The following is a 15346-nucleotide window of genomic DNA, read 5'->3' on the forward strand; positions in this document are numbered from 1 at the left end:
ACTGCATCGGCGCCGACCTCTCCACTGCGCCGACCTCTCCACTGCGCCGAACGCGACAAAAAAGGCCCCACCGACATGCGGTGGGGCCTGTGGGTCGATGGAGCTTTAGAGCGCCGCGACCTGCTTCGCGATGGCCGACTTCTTGTTGGCGGCCTGGTTCTGGTGGATGACGCCCTTGCTGGCGGCCTTGTCGAGCTTCTTCGACGCGAGGAGCAGGGCGGCGGTGGCCTTGTCCTTGTCGCCAGAGGTGATTGCCGTGCGCGTCGCGCGAACGGCGGTGCGCAGCTCGCTCTTTACCGCGCGGTTGCGGTCGGTCGCCTTCTGGTTGGTGAGGATGCGCTTCATCTGCGACTTGATATTTGCCACGTTTATAACCTTCTGTGTCTGTGTGTTCGAACAGTTCCGGGCAGCCGGTCCAGTCCGTATGGACTGGGTTCAGGCTGCGATTCGCGCGAATGTTCGGCACTCCGAAGCCTCGCGCGCAAGCCAACAGGCAACATTACCAGTCCTCGTCTGCATCCGGCAATCGAGAAGACGTCGGCGTGGCGCTCACCGCGGTGTAGCCGTCGAGCAGCGCCGCAGTGAACAGCGCGGGGTGGGTCGTGCTGACCATGTGCGTCGCCCGGGGAATTGTAATGAGGCGGCCGTGGCGTGCGGCAGCCAGAAACCTCCCGGCCTGCAGCCCGACATGGTCGAACTGCCCGTTGACGAACAGCACCGGCTCGGAAACCGTGCCGAGGCTCTCGAGCGGATGGAGCCGCAGCAGCGCGCGGAGCACATCATCCATAACCTCGAGGGCGACTCCGCCGGCGATGATGGCCTCGGCGCCCGGTGGGGGCACGAACACTCGCACGGCGAAATCGTTGAGCGCGCGGCCGCGATCGGGAAAGGTGTGGATGACTCTCGCGATGAGCCGCCAGGTGTTCATCACGAGTGCGCGTGGCACCGTGCCGCAGCTCGCCGCCAGCAGGCCCGTGACCCGGCCGGGATGCTGCGCGGCCCACTCGATCGCGAGATATCCACCGAGGGAGAACCCGACGAGGTAGGGCGGTCGTCCGGTGGTGGCGGTCGCCTCGGTCACGGCCGCGTCGATGGCCGCGACTGCCGCCTCGAGGGTGAACCGCTCACCGAGACGGGTCCCGTGCCCCGGCAGGTCGACCGCCAGCACCGGGACCCCCCGCGCGGTGAGGTCCTCGACCTGCTGCCGCCACATCGTCGCGGACGTGCGCAGCCCATGGACGAGGATGACGGCGGAGGGCATGAGGCGATGGTAGCCGCGGCGGCTCAACGCCGACCCGATGCGCGCGCGATAGCGTGGCACCATGCCCTCCCTCTCGCCGCACATCGCCTCGGTGCCGCCCTCCGGCATCCGCCGCATCTACGAGCTCGCCTCGCAGCTCGACGGGGTGATCTCGCTCGGCATCGGCGAACCCGACCTTCCTGTGGCCGAGCACATCCTCAGCGTCGGCGCGCAGGGCTGGATCGACGACTTCACCGACTACACCGCGAACGCCGGAATCACGCCGCTGCGCGAGGCGATCAAGGAGAAGCTCGCGCGGGAGAACTCGATGCACGTCGATGTCGAGCAGGTGTGGGTGACGGTCGGCGCGACCCAGGCGCTGCACCAGGCAATGGCTCTGCTGCTCGGATCCGGCGACGAGATCCTCATCCCCGACCCCGGCTACACCACCTTCTCGATGAGCCCGCGGCTGCTCGGCGCCGTGCCGGATCCCTACCCGCTGCGACCAGAGCACGATTTCGCACCGAACATCGAGGAACTCGAGCGACTCGTCACCGACCGCACCAGGGTGCTGCTGGTCAACTCCCCGTCGAACCCGCTCGGCACTGTGCTCGGTGAGGAGCAGCTGCGCGAACTGCTGCTGTTCGCCCGGCGGCACGATCTGTGGGTTCTCAGCGACGAGGTGTACGAGTACTTCACCTATGGCATCCGGCATACGAGTATTGCGAGCCTCGACACCGACGACCGGGTGTTCTCTGCCTTCTCCCTCTCGAAGACCTACGCCATGACGGGGGCCCGGGTCGGCTACCTCGTCACCCCGCCCGGGCTGGCGCCCACGATGCGCACGGTGCAGGAGACCACGATCAGTTGCGTCAATGCGCCAGCCCAGCTCGCGGCGATCGCAGCTATCGTCGGCGATCACGAGCACGTCGCCGATGCGCGGGAGCACTACCGGTCGAACCTCGCCACCGCGTGCGAGCTGCTCGACGCCCGCGGGATCGGCTATCTGCGGCCCAATGGTGCCTTCTACCTCTGGGTCGACGTGTCGCACGCCTCGGACGGGGATGTCGCCGGCTGGGCCGAGCGGTTGCTGCTGAAGGAGCGCGTCGCGGTAGCGCCGGGCAGCGCGTTCGGACGCATGGGCGAGGGGTGGATCCGGATCTGTGTGGCGGCCCAGCGCTCCGACCTGATCGAGGGCCTCGGCCGCCTCCCCGCGCCGCCCCCGCACTGACGGAACGAGCCACGGCCAGGCGCCGAACTGGGGTGCCGGATCGATCCCGCCTCGCCGCGTGGGAGAATTGACCGACCCTGACCCGCCCGCATCACCAGAGGACCGCGTGAGCCCCATAGCAACGAAGGCGCTTGAGCCCGCGTCGACCGACCCCGCGTTCATCCGCAACTTCTGCATCATCGCGCACATCGACCACGGCAAGTCGACCCTCGCCGACCGGATGCTGTCGATCACGGGGGTCGTCAACGACCGGAATATGCGTGCCCAATACCTCGACCGCATGGACATCGAGCGCGAGCGCGGCATCACCATCAAGAGCCAGGCGGTGCGGATGCCCTGGCAGCTCGACGGCCAGAACTACGCCCTGAACATGATCGACACGCCCGGCCACGTCGACTTCACCTACGAGGTATCGCGCAGCCTCGCCGCCTGCGAGGGCGCCCTGCTGCTCGTCGACGCCGCGCAGGGCATCGAGGCGCAGACGCTCGCGAACCTGTACCTCGCGCTCGACAATGACCTCACGATCATCCCCGTGCTCAACAAGATCGACCTTCCCGCTGCCGACCCGGACAAGTACGCGAAGGAACTCGCGAGCCTCATCGGCGGCTCCCCGGACGACGTGCTCCGGGTCAGCGGCAAGACCGGGTTCGGCGTCGAGGCCCTCCTCGACCGCCTCACCCAGCTGGTCCCCGCGCCGGTCGGCGACCCGGATGGCGCGGCCAGGGCCATGATCTTCGACTCCGTCTATGACTCCTACCGCGGCGTCATCACCTACGTGCGGATGATCGACGGGCATCTCGCCCCCCGCGAGCGCATCCAGATGATGTCGACGCGGGCCACCCACGAGATCCTCGAGATGGGGGTCAGCTCGCCCGAGCCGACCCCCAGCAGGGGCCTCGGCGTCGGCGAGGTCGGCTACCTGATCACCGGGGTGAAGGACGTTCGTCTGTCGAAGGTCGGCGACACGGTCACCACCGCGCTGCGCCCCGCCACGGTCGCCCTTCCCGGCTACACGGAGCCGCTGCCGATGGTGTTCTCCGGCCTCTACCCGATCGACGGGTCGGACTACCCGGCGCTGCGCGACGCCCTCGACAAGCTCAAGCTGTCCGACGCCTCGCTCGTCTACGAGCCGGAGACCTCCGTCGCGCTCGGCTTCGGCTTCCGCTGCGGGTTCCTCGGCCTGCTGCATCTCGAGATCATCACCGAGCGGCTCGAGCGCGAGTTCGGCCTCGATCTGATCGCCACCGCCCCGTCGGTGATCTACGAGGTCACGACCGACGACAAGAAGACCGTCACGGTCACGAACCCGAGCGAGTTCCCCGGCGGCAAGATCGCCTCCGTGCGCGAGCCGATGGTCAAGGCCGCGGTCCTGGCACCCAAGGACTTCGTCGGCGTGATCATGGAGCTCTGCCAGAGCCGCCGCGGCACCCTGCTCGGCATGGAGTACCTCGGCGAGGACCGCGTCGAGATCCGCTACAACATGCCACTGGCGGAGATCGTGTTCGACTTCTTCGACAACCTCAAGTCGAAGACCGCCGGCTACGCCTCGCTCGACTACGAGCCCATCGGCGACCAGGAGGCCGACCTAGTGAAGGTCGACATCCTGCTCCAGGGGGAGCAGGTCGACGCCTTCTCCACCATCGTGCACCGCGACAAGGCCTACGACTACGGCGTGCTGATGACCGGCCGCCTTCGCAAGCTCATCCCGCGCCAGCAGTTCGAGGTCCCGATCCAGGCGGCGATCGGCGCGAAGATCATCGCCCGCGAGTCGATCAGCGCGATCCGTAAGGATGTCCTCGCCAAGTGCTACGGCGGCGACATCACCCGCAAGCGCAAGCTCCTCGAGAAGCAGAAAGAGGGCAAGAAGCGCATGAAGATGGTCGGGCGGGTCGAGGTGCCGCAGGAGGCGTTCATCGCGGCGCTGTCCGGCGACGTCGAGAAGAAGGCGAAGTAGCGTGCCCGAGGCCCTCCCGCTCTGGCAGCAGCCCGTCACCTACGGCGCGATCGGCGGCACGAAGGCGCGCGACATCCTCGCCTACCCCCCGGCGGGCTACCGGCCCATGGTGCGCCGCGCCCGCATCGGCCACGGAGAGAACCGATTCGTCTGGGCGAGCGCGAGCATGATGACCTGGGGCATCCAGCGGCGCACCGGCTTCGATGTGCAGGTCGAGGAGGCACCCGCCGCGGTCACCGACACGACCTACGTTCCCGTGAGCTTCGACGAGTCCGGGGTGCCGATCGAGGCGGCCTCGGTGTCTGACGGCGACGTGCACACCTACAGCAACGACGGCAGTGCCTTCCTCGTGCCCGGCGACACCGCAACGCTCACCATTACATTCCTGAGGTTCCCGGTCACGGCCGCGGTCCGCGTGGTATACGTCGTCGACGAGCCGAACCGCAAGGGCTTCGCCTATGGCACCCTCGCGGGGCATCCGGAGTCCGGCGAGGAGTCGTTTATCGTCGACCGCACCGACGACGGCTCGGTGTGGCTCACCATCACCTCGTTCTCCCGCCCGAGCACCTGGTACTGGTGGGCGCTGTACGCGCCGCTTCGCGCGGCGCAGGCCTACTACCTCCGCCGCTACCTCAGGGTGCTCAGCGGCTCCACCGACTAGTGCCCGGCGCCTTGCCGATCGGCGACCCCGCGCCGCGCGACGGTTCCCTGCCCGTCTCGGTTCGTGAGGGACAGGCACGGCGGCGCTTCGGCGTCTACCTGCACGTGCCCTTCTGCAAGGCGCGATGTGGCTACTGCGACTTCAACACCTACACCGCCGACGAGCTCCGCGGCGCGAAGCGGTCCGACTACGCCGGCCAGGCCGTGGCGGAGGTCGAGTTCGCTGGCGCGGTGCTCCAACAGGCGGAACTCGCGCCTCGCGCCGCGTCGACTGTCTTCTTCGGAGGCGGAACCCCGACGATGCTGCCGGTCGCCGACCTCGTCGCGATGCTCGACGCGGTGCGCCGCACCTGGGGCCTTGAGCCGGGTGCCGAGGTGACGACGGAGGCGAACCCGGACTCGGTGGATGCCGACTACCTGCACGCGCTCGCCAGGGCAGGTTTCACCCGTGTGTCGTTCGGTATGCAGTCGGCAGTCCCCCGGGTGCTGCAAACTCTTGAGCGCACCCACGACCCCGGTCGGATCCCGCTCGTTGTGGAGTGGGCCCGCGAGGCCGGACTCGGCGTCAGCCTTGACCTGATCTACGGAACGCCGGGGGAGACCGCCGCCGACTGGCGGGTGTCCCTGGAGAGCGCAATCGCACAGCAGCCGGACCATATCTCGACCTATTCGCTCATCGTCGAGGATGGCACCAAGCTTGCTCGCCAGATCCGCCGCGGCGAGGTCGCCATGCCCGACGAGGACCTCCAGGCCGACCTGTACGAGCTCGCCGACCGGATGCTCTCCGGCGCCGGCTACCGCTGGTACGAGGTGAGCAACTGGGCCACAGGCGATGCGCACCAGTCGCGGCACAATCTCGCCTACTGGCAGGGCCACGACTGGTGGGGGATTGGGCCCGGCGCACACAGCCACGTCGGTGGGGTGCGCTGGTGGAACGTCAAGCATCCGGCGGCCTACGCAGAGCGGATGGCGGCGGGCTCTTCGCCCGCCGCGGGCCGGGAGGAACTCGACGAGACGACGCGCGACATCGAGCGGATCCTGTTGCTCACGCGCATCCGTGACGGGCTCGGCGTTGCGGCCCTGCCGCCGGCCGCGCGCACGGCCGTCGCCGGGCTCATCGCCGACGGCCTCGTCGACGGGACGGCGGCGGTGCGCGGGTCGATTCTGCTGACCCTGCGCGGCCGCCTGCTCGCCGACGCCGTCGTTCGCCGGCTCGTCGGCGACTGACCGGGGCTTACTTCACGAACGGGATCGTCAGCGGGTAGGTGTAGTACTGGCCGTTGTTGGCAGCGACGGCCGCGATGATGCTGAAGACCAGGACCGCGATGGTGACCGCGGCAAGCACGAGAAAACCGACGAGCACGATGATCAGCGCGCTGCCGATCGCGGCGGCGATCAGCATCGTCAGCTGGAAGTTCAGGGCCGTCACACTGTGCGCGCGGATGAACGGGCCGCGGTCCTTGAAGACGAGGAACACGATCAGGGCGGGAATCACGCTGAAGAAAATCCCGCCGATGTGGGTGAGGGTCGCGTAGAGCTTCTCGTCGCTCGGGCTGAGCGGCTGCGGCGCGCTGGAGTAGGCGTTGTGAGGATTGTCGCTGGACATGAGGACTCCCTTGACTGGTTACTCAACATTAAATCACTAAGGTCGTGGCGATGCGCCCCCCACCCAGCAAAACGGCTGCTACTTGATCAGGCGTAGAGAGAAGGGGTAGCGGTAGCCGATCCGGCCCTTGGTCTTGAGATACGCGAGGATCGAGAAGACGATGCGTGCCGCGTACACGGCAGGGACGATGACAAAGCCGATCAGCACCGGCATGAGAATGTACCCGACGAGCTCGGCGATGGCCGCCGTGATCTGGAAGTTCAGCGCCTCCTTGCCCTCGGCGTTGGTGAACGATCCGCGATCCTTGTAGACAAGCCAGATGATGAGGGACGGCAGGATGCCGAGGACACCGCCGAGGTGCGCGAACGACCCCCACTGCAAGTCGTCACTCGGGGTCAGCGGGGCGCGCGGCGGCGGGGCGCTCTGGCTGGGGTTCGTCATCGGGGGCCTTTCTGAAAGTGGGGGGAAGGCACACGCTACTGCCCGGTATTGGCCGCGTGCAACGCCCGCCGAGCGGTCCCCGGGATACAATTGGCAGTCACGTTGTGTGAGTGCCAAGACTGGAAGGGCTGGTGGAGCATGGTCTCTGACCGCAGCCTCGAGGTGCTCCGCGTCATCGTGCAGGACTACATCGCGTCACGGGAACCGGTCGGGTCCCGCTCGATCGTCGAGCGTTACTCCTTCGGAGTGTCTGCCGCCACGATCCGCAACGACATGGCCATCCTCGAAGAGGAGGAGCTCATCGTCGCACCGCACACCTCGTCGGGCCGCATCCCGACCGACAAGGGGTACCGCGTGTTCGTCGACCAGCTCACGGACCTTCGGCCGCTGACGAGCGCGCAACGCCAAGCGATCGAGACCTTTCTTGGGCAGTCGACCGACCTCGACGAGGTGCTCGCCCGCACGGTGCGCCTGCTCTCGCAGCTCACCCACCAGGTTGCGCTTGTGCAGTACCCGACGCTCGGCCACTCCCGCATCCGCCACCTCGAGCTCGTTCCGCTCTCGAGCACCCGGGTGATGATCGTGCTCATCACCGATACCGGCCGGGTCGACCAGCGCATCATCGAGGTGAGTGATACTCCGGTGGACGACACCTTCCTCGCCGAATTGCGCGCCCGGCTGAATGCGGCGCTCGGCGGACTGGGCCTCACCGACGCCGCCGCCGCGTTGGCGACCTTCGGGGACCAATTCGCGCCCACTCGGGCCCCCGTCGTCGCTCCGGTCGTCTCGAGCCTCATGGAGCTTGTCGTCGCCGGACGGCAGGACAAGCTGCTGATGGCGGGCGCAGCGAACCTCGCGCGCACCGAGGAAGATTTCAGCGGCAGCATCTACCCTGTGCTTGAGGCCATCGAGGAGCAGGTCACGCTGCTCCGGCTCTTCGGCGAGATGGCTCCCGGCCCGGACGGCTTCTCGGTGAGCATCGGTCGGGAGAACGCCTCGTTTGGCCTGGGGGAGACCTCGGTGCTCACGAGCGGATATACGGCATCGGGCGGCGACCTTGCGAGGCTCGGCGTTCTCGGGCCCACCCGAATGGACTACTTGAACAACATGGCGGCCGTGAGGGCCGTCGCGCGCTACCTGTCTCGCCTGCTCGGCGACGACCACAACGACGACGGGCGCTGATCGGGCTCTGCCCCGGCAGACGACCCGTCCCACGCATCCGACAGCAATCCAGAGGGAAAAACAATTGGTAGACCATTACGAGACGCTCGGCGTCCCCCGCGAGGCGACATCCGACGAGATCAAGAAGGCGTACCGCCGCCTCGCCCGCCAGTTGCACCCCGATGTGAACCCGGGTGCCGACGCGTCGGAGAAGTTCAAGTCGGTCACGCACGCCTATGACGTGCTCTCCGACGCGAAGTCGCGCCAGCAGTACGACCTCGGCCCGCAGCCGAGCTTCGGCGGACAGAACTTCGGCGGCTTCGGCGACATCTTCGAGACCTTCTTCGGCGGGGGAGCGAGCGGCGGGCGGTCCGGCCCGCGCAGCCGCCGCGAGCGGGGGCAGGACGCCCTCCTCCGCGTCGAGGTCGACCTTGAGGAGATCATCTTCGGAACCGCCCGCGACCTCGAGGTCGACACCGCGATCCTCTGCGAGACCTGCCAGGGCTCGTGCGCGGCGCCTGGTACCCACGCCGTGACCTGCGACATCTGCCGCGGAACCGGTCACATCCAGCGCGCCGTGCGCAGCCTTCTCGGCAACGTGATGACCTCGAGCCCCTGCGGCACGTGCCGCGGCTACGGCACGATCATCCCCAACCCGTGCCCGACCTGCCAGGGTCAGGGACGCGTTCGCGCGCGCCGCAAGATCCCGGTCGACATCCCGGCGGGAGTTGACACGGGCCTGCGCCTGCAGATGCCGTCGCAGGGCGAGGTCGGCCCGGCTGGCGGGCCCAACGGCGACCTCTACCTCGAGATCAAGGTGCGCCACCACGAGGTATTCAGCCGCAACGGCGACGACCTCCTCGCGACGCTCGAACTGCAGATGACCGACGCGATCCTCGGGACGACGACGACGCTGGAGGCGCTCGACGGCGACGTCGAGCTGGACATCAGGCCGGGAACCCAGAACGCCGAGATCATCACGATCAAGGACCGTGGTATCACCCGGCTGCGCGGCTCCGGTCGCGGTGACCTCAAGATCGGCATCCAGGTCACGACACCGACGAAGCTGAGCCACAAGGAGCAGGAGGTCATCAGGCAGTTCGCGCGCTCCCGCAAGGCGCACCCGCCGACGCTGACCCAGTTCCAGCAGGGCCTCTTCCAGAAGCTGCGCGAGCGCTTCCTGAACCTGTAGGTGGCGTCTTCGGGCGCTGGCACTCGACGTGCGGTCCGCCGAGCGGCCGGTAGACCCGGTCGCTCGCTCGCTCGCTGACGGTCGGAGCGGTCGCTCCCTGGGTCACTCTCGAGGGTCGCTCTCTTTCGCTCTCTGTCGCTCTCTGTCGCTCTCCGCGGTCGCTCTCCGCCGGAAATTCAGGAAGTGTGCATACTGGCCGTCGTGCTGGCAAGCAGCTACGGCGAGGCGCGGTCCAGTAGCTTGCTGGTTTCCTGAATTTCCGACACGTGGTGCCCGCCGCCGCCCGCAGCTTGCCAGCTCGGGGAGGCCGCCCCCAAATGCGGCGCACCTGGTTGTGCTGCCTGTGGCTGGCCCAAGTGCATCCACGGCATGGGCCACACTAGGTGAGTAGCCACCGCTTCATGTCGGAAATTCAGGACATGTGTGCGCGGCCCGTCGCTCCGGGCAGCATCCACATGACCTTCGCCGGACAAGGGTCACGGATTCCTGAATTTCCGACGCGAGGCGAGTGCGGCCGCCCCCAGCGGGCCGAAGGGGAGGGAAGCAACCGCCGATCTGGCATCCCCGCCGAGCATCCGCGGTCAGTGCGGGTCCGCGTGCGGCTCGAGGCTCCGGCATCCGACGCCCCCCCCCCCCGATAGTCGGAAATTCAGGAAATGCGCACGCTCCCCGGGCGGAAGGCAGCACCTACGGGGTCCGACGGGGCGCGTGCTTGACGGGTTCCTGAATTTCCGACGGCACGGGGTACGTGGAGCGGTCCGGGGGACAGCGGCCAGCTGCGCCGCCACCCCGATGCTCGCCACCAGCGCGAATCTGCAAGGCTGGCCCGATGGCGCATTTCTACCTCAGCGAGGACACCACTCAGGCCACGGCCGGCGACCGCATCACGATAGTCGGGCCCGAGGCGCGGCATGCCGTGACGGTCAGCCGCGTGCAGGCCGGCGACCGGCTGATCGTGGGCAACGGCGCGGGCCTCGTCGCGCACGGCACGGTTGTCACCGCCGAGCCGGGCGAGCTCACCCTGACCGTGGAGGAGACCACCACGACACCTCCCGCACAACCGGCCGTGTTTCTCGCCCAGGCCCTCGCGAAGGGCGATCGCGACGAGTATGCGGTGCAGGCCGCGAGCGAGCTCGGTGTCGACGGGGTGATCCCGTGGTCCGCACAGCGCTCGATCGTCAAGTGGGAGGGCCCGAAGGTCAAAAAGGGTCATGAGCGCTGGTCGGCGATCGTGCGCGAGGCGACCAAGCAGTCCATGCGTTCCTGGCTTCCGGATGTCGCGCCGCTCGTGTCGACGAAGCAGCTCGCCCTGCTCGCGGGCTCGACGCGGATGCTGGTGCTCGAGCCGACCGCGCAACTGCGCTTGAGTGAGGTGCGTCCCGACGAGCGCGACATCGTGCTCGTCGTCGGCCCCGAGGGCGGGATCGCGCCAGGAGAGCTCGCGCTGCTGACCGCCGGCGGCGCCGAACACGTCCGCCTCGGCGACACCGTGTTGCGCACGAGTACCGCCGGGCCCGCCGCGATCGCCGTACTCAACATCGCGCTGGGCCGCTGGTAGCGGAGCACCGTTCGCGTCGAGTCGCCCGTCGATGTCACTCGGGGATCCCGGAGGCGGCCGGGCTGGGCGGGTCGTGGCCGGCCGCATGATCCCACCGCACACCGATTCGTCTACCCGGACCTCTCACCTATCTTCACGGCTTACGCTAGAGCCATGTCAGAAAACGGCCCATCGATCTTCAGCCGCATAGTCGCGCGCGAGATCCCTGCCGACATCGTTTTCGAAAGCGATTCGATCATCGCGTTCCGGGACATCGCCCCCAAGGCGCCGGTGCACCTGCTGGTCGTTCCGAAGACCGAGGCGTTCGCGAACGTCGTCGAACTGGCAGCGGGCGACCCGGCCCTGCTCGCCGAACTCGTCGCCACGGCGGATCGCTTGGCGCAGGAATTTTCCAACGGCGAGTTCCGGTTGGTCTTCAACACCGGCCCCAGCAGCGGCCAGACCGTATTTCATGTTCACGCCCACGTCTTGAGCGGGGCACTCGAGGAAGGCTCCCTTGGCAGGCAGTGACAGCATCGGCGGCGCCGCATCCCGCGGTGATGCCCCCCACAGCGTCAGGATGCAGGTTGACGGAGTCGCCATGGTGCGACTGCTCGGGCCGCAGGACCGATTCCTGAAAACGATCGAGAAGCAGCATCCGAGGGTCGACGTGCTCGTGCGCGGCAATGAGATCACCCTCTCGGGTGAGCCCGCGGATGTGCGTGCGGCGGAGCGACTCGTCGAGGAGCTCGTGCTCATGGTGCGCGGCGACCGTGAACTCGGCGATGACGAGGTGGCGACGTCCGCCCGCATGCTGGAACGCGACCAGAGCTCCAGCCCGGCCGAGGTGCTGAGCCAGGCCATCCTGACGGGGCGCGGCCGGAGCATCCGCCCCAAGACCCTCGGGCAAAAGCTGTATGTCGACGCGATCGACCAGCACACGATCGTGTTCGGCATCGGCCCGGCCGGAACGGGGAAGACCTACCTCGCGATGGCGAAGGCCGTGCAGGCGCTGCAGCGCAAGGAGGTCGAGCGCATCATCCTGACGCGCCCGGCCGTCGAGGCCGGCGAACGTCTCGGCTACCTGCCCGGCACTCTGACCGACAAGATCGACCCGTACCTGCGGCCGCTCTATGACGCGCTCAACGAGATGATGGACCCGGAGATCGTGCCGAAGCTGCTCGCGGCCGGCACGATCGAGGTCGCCCCACTCGCCTACATGCGTGGGCGCACGCTCAACAACGCTTTCATTGTGCTCGACGAGGCGCAGAACACCACCCCGGAGCAGATGAAGATGTTCCTGACCCGACTCGGCCACGGCTCGCGCATCGTCGTCACCGGCGACGTGACCCAGATCGACCTGCCCACCGGCGCGAGCGGGCTGCAGCTGGTCACCCGGGTGCTCAGCGAGGTCGACGACATCCATTTCGCCCGGCTTACGAGCGAAGACGTCGTGCGTCACAGCCTCGTCGGCCGCATCGTCGACGCCTACACGAAGTACGACGCCGAGCGGCAGGCGCAGCGCTTCGAGCGAGAGCAGGCCGTCGAGTTCGCCAACCGTGCCGAGCGCAGGGCCGGCGACCGTGGCGGCCAAGCACCACAAGACAGACGATCCAAGGGATGGCGCCGCTAGATGTCGATCGAGATCAACAACGAATCGGGCGTCGCCGTCGACGAGGCCGCGCTTCAGCGTCTGGCGACGTTCGCGCTCGACCAGCTCCACGTGCATCCCGACGCGGAACTGGCGATCCTCGTTGTGGATGAGGCGGCCATGGAGCAGCTTCATGTGCAATGGATGGACGAGCCGGGACCGACCGACGTGCTGAGTTTTCCGATGGACGAGCTGCGCCCGGGAACCGACGACTTCCAGACCCCCGCCGGACTTCTCGGCGATATTGTGCTCTGCCCCCAGGTCGCGATCGCGCAGGCCGAGACCGCCGGGCACAGCCCGATGGACGAGATGCTCATGCTCACGACGCACGGCCTGCTCCACCTGCTCGGCTTCGACCATGCCGAACCGGACGAGGAAAAGGAGATGTTCGGGATCCAGCGCGAAATTCTCGCCGGTTTCTCCATCGACGAACGACGATCGAGGTAGCCGCGTGATCGCTGCCTTCATCAGCATCGCCATCGTGCTGGTGATCCTCGGCGGGCTTCTCGCCGCGGCGGATGCTGCCCTCTCGGTGACGTCCAGGGCCGACCTGCTCGAAATTGCCTCGACAGCGAAGGCACGCAGCTCTCTTCTGGGCATCGCCGCGGACGTCACCGCCCACGTCAACGCCATCAATTTCACCCGCGTCGTCGCCGAGACCACGACCGCGGTTCTCGTCACGCTCTCGTTCGCCTCCCTGTTCGAGCAGCTCTGGGTCGCCCTGCTCGTCTCGGCGGCCACGATGACCCTCGCTTCGTTCGTTCTTGTCGGCTCGAGCCCGCGCAGCGTCGGCCGGGAGCACTCCACCCGCATCCTGCGCGTGTCGGCGCCCGTCATCCGCGCCAACCGGGTAGCTCTCGGACCCATCGCCGACGCCCTCGTCGCGATCGGCAACCGGGTCACTCCGGGGCGGCCGAAGTCGACGTCGTTCTCGTCCGAGGAGCAGCTGCTGAGCATGGTCGACGAGGCCACAGAGCTCGAGGTGCTCGAGGAGGAGGACCGCGAGCTCATCCACTCGATCTTCGAGTTCAGCGATACCTTTGTGCGGGAGATCATGATCCCGCGCACCGACATGATCACCGTCGACGGCGACGCGAGCATCGGGTCGGCGATGGGCCTTTTCCTCAGCCGGGGGACGTCCCGGATGCCCGTGATCGGTGAGGACATCGACGAGGTGCTCGGCATCCTGTACCTGCGCGACATCGCCAGGCTCAGCTACGAGAAACCACTCGGCGCCGGGTCGATCACGGTCGCCGAGCTGGCCCGCCCAGCGATATTCGTGCCGGAATCGAAGAAGGCCGACGACATGCTGCGGCAGATGCAACTCGAGTCGAACCACCTCGCGATGGTCGTCGACGAGTACGGCGGCATCGCGGGGCTCGTGACGATGGAGGACCTCATCGAGGAGCTCGTCGGCGACATCTCGGACGAGTACGACCGCGCGGTCGCCCTCATCGAGGACCTCGGCGATGGCCGCTACCGGGTGAGCGCCCGGCTGCCCGTCGACGAGCTCGGCGAGCTGTTCCAGATCGACCTCGACGACGACGACGTCGACTCGGTGGGCGGCCTGCTCACCAAGGCCCTCGGCCGACTTCCGCTTCCCGGCTCGCGTGCGGCCTACTCGGGCCTGATTCTCGTGGCGGAGCGCACCGAGGGACGCCGCAAGCGGCTGAGTACGGTGCTCGTGCAGCGAGACCAGGCCCTCATCGACGCGCAGGCCGCATTCGGCAAACCAGCAACTACCAACGGCACGAACAACGGAGACGATAATGACGACTGACAATAGCGAGTTCCGCGCGGGGTTTGTCTCGTTCGTCGGCCGCCCGAACGTCGGGAAGTCGACCTTGACGAACGCGCTCGTCGGCGAGAAGGTCGCGATCACGAGCTCCAAGCCGCAAACCACGCGGCGCGCGATCCGCGGCATCGCTCACCAGGCATCCGGCCAGCTCATTCTCGTCGACACGCCGGGCATGCACCGCCCGCGCACCCTGCTGGGCGAGCGGCTCAACGCGATCGTGCAGACCACGCTGGGCGACGTCGACGTGATCGGATTCTGCGTTCCCGCGAACGAGAAGATCGGGCCTGGCGACCGCTACATCAACGAGCAGCTCGACGCGTTCCCGCGGGCGAAGAAGGTCGCGATCGTCACGAAGATCGACGCCGCGTCGCGCCCCGCGGTCGCCGCGCAGCTGCTCGCGGTTCAGGAGATGCGCGACTGGGACGCGATCATCCCGATCTCCGCGACCAGTGGCATCCAGCTCGACACGCTCGCGACCGAGCTGATCAAGATGCTCCCGCTCTCTCAGGCCCTCTACCCCGCCGACGCCGTCACCGAGGAGGTGCTCGCCGACCGCATCAGCGAGCTCATCCGCGAGGCCGTGCTCGAGGGCGTCGAGGACGAACTGCCGCACTCGATCGCGGTGACCCTCGACGACATGATCGAGCGCGAAGATAAGGACCTCATCGAGATCTACGCGAACCTTTTCGTCGAGCGCGACAGCCAGAAGGGCATCATCATCGGCCATCAGGGGTCGAGGCTCGCGGATGTCGGAGCCCGCGCCCGTGCGCAGATCGAGCCCCTCGTGGGCAAGCAGGTCTTCCTCTCGCTGCGGGTGAAGGTCGCGAAGGAATGGCAGCGCGACCCGAAGCAGCTCGGCCGGCTCGGGTTCTAGC

At 67.7% G+C, this 15346-nt stretch carries 16 protein-coding genes; 12 read left to right on the plus strand and 4 right to left on the minus strand.

Going from position 1 to position 15346, the window contains the following annotated elements; all coding sequences use genetic code 11:
- Positions 1-105: 105 nt before the first annotated feature.
- Together rpsT and BHD05_RS09325 are read right to left on the minus strand one after the other, a co-directional pair.
- Positions 106-366, minus strand: coding sequence for a 30S ribosomal protein S20 (gene rpsT / locus BHD05_RS09320; protein ID WP_161886184.1), 261 nt, complete (start codon positions 364-366; stop codon positions 106-108).
- Between the two features lie 133 nt (positions 367-499).
- Entirely contained in the window at positions 500-1261 is a 762-nt protein-coding gene (locus tag BHD05_RS09325) for an alpha/beta fold hydrolase (protein WP_161886185.1), read from the minus strand.
- A 61-nt stretch (positions 1262-1322) separates the two neighbouring features.
- Between BHD05_RS09325 and BHD05_RS09330 the strand changes: the two genes are divergently transcribed.
- The 4 genes from BHD05_RS09330 (at position 1323) to hemW (ending at position 6312) form a co-directional block, all read left to right on the plus strand.
- Positions 1323-2471 (plus strand): pyridoxal phosphate-dependent aminotransferase, encoded by a 1149-nt coding sequence (locus BHD05_RS09330; RefSeq protein ID WP_161886186.1) that lies wholly within the window; start codon positions 1323-1325, stop codon positions 2469-2471.
- Positions 2472-2577: 106 nt separating this feature from the next.
- Positions 2578-4425, plus strand: a complete 1848-nt coding sequence (gene lepA, locus BHD05_RS09335; RefSeq protein WP_161886187.1) for a translation elongation factor 4 — start codon at positions 2578-2580, stop codon at positions 4423-4425.
- A 1-nt stretch (position 4426) separates the two neighbouring features.
- A complete protein-coding gene (locus BHD05_RS09340; protein ID WP_202614184.1) occupies positions 4427-5086 on the plus strand; it encodes a DUF1990 family protein in 660 nt (219 codons plus the stop codon).
- Positions 5086-6312 (plus strand): radical SAM family heme chaperone HemW, encoded by a 1227-nt coding sequence (hemW, locus tag BHD05_RS09345; RefSeq protein WP_161886188.1) that lies wholly within the window; start codon positions 5086-5088, stop codon positions 6310-6312. The genes BHD05_RS09340 and hemW overlap by 1 nt, the downstream gene beginning before the upstream one ends.
- 7 nt (positions 6313-6319) lie before the next feature.
- Here hemW and BHD05_RS09350 read toward each other — a convergent pair whose 3' ends face one another.
- Both BHD05_RS09350 and BHD05_RS09355 read right to left on the minus strand, forming a co-directional pair.
- The gene (locus BHD05_RS09350; protein ID WP_161886189.1) at positions 6320-6691 is read right to left on the minus strand and encodes a DUF4870 domain-containing protein; all 372 of its coding nucleotides are present in this window, start codon (positions 6689-6691) and stop codon (positions 6320-6322) included.
- A gap of 78 nt (positions 6692-6769) precedes the next feature.
- Positions 6770-7132: a DUF4870 domain-containing protein gene (locus BHD05_RS09355; RefSeq protein ID WP_161886190.1), complete on the minus strand. Its 363-nt coding sequence runs from the start codon at positions 7130-7132 to the stop codon at positions 6770-6772.
- A gap of 138 nt (positions 7133-7270) precedes the next feature.
- On the opposite strand from BHD05_RS09355, the gene hrcA reads away from it, so the two are divergent.
- The 8 genes from hrcA to era all read left to right on the plus strand — a co-directional run bounded on the left by hrcA (position 7271) and on the right by era (position 15345).
- On the plus strand, positions 7271-8314 hold the full coding sequence (hrcA, locus tag BHD05_RS09360; protein WP_161886191.1) for a heat-inducible transcriptional repressor HrcA: 1044 nt from the start codon (positions 7271-7273) through the stop codon (positions 8312-8314).
- Between the two features lie 64 nt (positions 8315-8378).
- Complete coding sequence (dnaJ, locus tag BHD05_RS09365) at positions 8379-9485, plus strand: molecular chaperone DnaJ (RefSeq protein WP_161886192.1); 1107 nt, start codon at positions 8379-8381, stop codon at positions 9483-9485.
- 829 nt (positions 9486-10314) lie between these two features.
- Positions 10315-11043: a 16S rRNA (uracil(1498)-N(3))-methyltransferase gene (locus BHD05_RS09370; protein ID WP_161886193.1), complete on the plus strand. Its 729-nt coding sequence runs from the start codon at positions 10315-10317 to the stop codon at positions 11041-11043.
- A gap of 153 nt (positions 11044-11196) precedes the next feature.
- Entirely contained in the window at positions 11197-11553 is a 357-nt protein-coding gene (locus BHD05_RS09375) for a histidine triad nucleotide-binding protein (RefSeq protein ID WP_161886194.1), read from the plus strand.
- Positions 11540-12655 (plus strand): PhoH family protein, encoded by a 1116-nt coding sequence (locus BHD05_RS09380; protein ID WP_418763796.1) that lies wholly within the window; start codon positions 11540-11542, stop codon positions 12653-12655. Before BHD05_RS09375 ends, BHD05_RS09380 begins: the two co-directional genes overlap by 14 nt.
- Positions 12656-13120 (plus strand): rRNA maturation RNase YbeY, encoded by a 465-nt coding sequence (ybeY, locus tag BHD05_RS09385; protein ID WP_161886195.1) that lies wholly within the window; start codon positions 12656-12658, stop codon positions 13118-13120. It abuts the gene before it with no gap.
- A 7-nt stretch (positions 13121-13127) separates the two neighbouring features.
- Positions 13128-14453 carry a hemolysin family protein gene (locus BHD05_RS09390; RefSeq protein WP_418763845.1) on the plus strand — a complete coding sequence of 442 codons (1326 nt, stop codon included), beginning with the start codon at positions 13128-13130 and terminating at the stop codon, positions 14451-14453.
- On the plus strand, positions 14443-15345 hold the full coding sequence (era, locus tag BHD05_RS09395; protein WP_161886197.1) for a GTPase Era: 903 nt from the start codon (positions 14443-14445) through the stop codon (positions 15343-15345). The genes BHD05_RS09390 and era overlap by 11 nt, the downstream gene beginning before the upstream one ends.
- Position 15346 lies beyond the last annotated feature (1 nt).

Source organism: Marisediminicola antarctica, assembly GCF_009930795.1.
Taxonomy (GTDB): domain Bacteria; phylum Actinomycetota; class Actinomycetes; order Actinomycetales; family Microbacteriaceae; genus Marisediminicola; species Marisediminicola antarctica.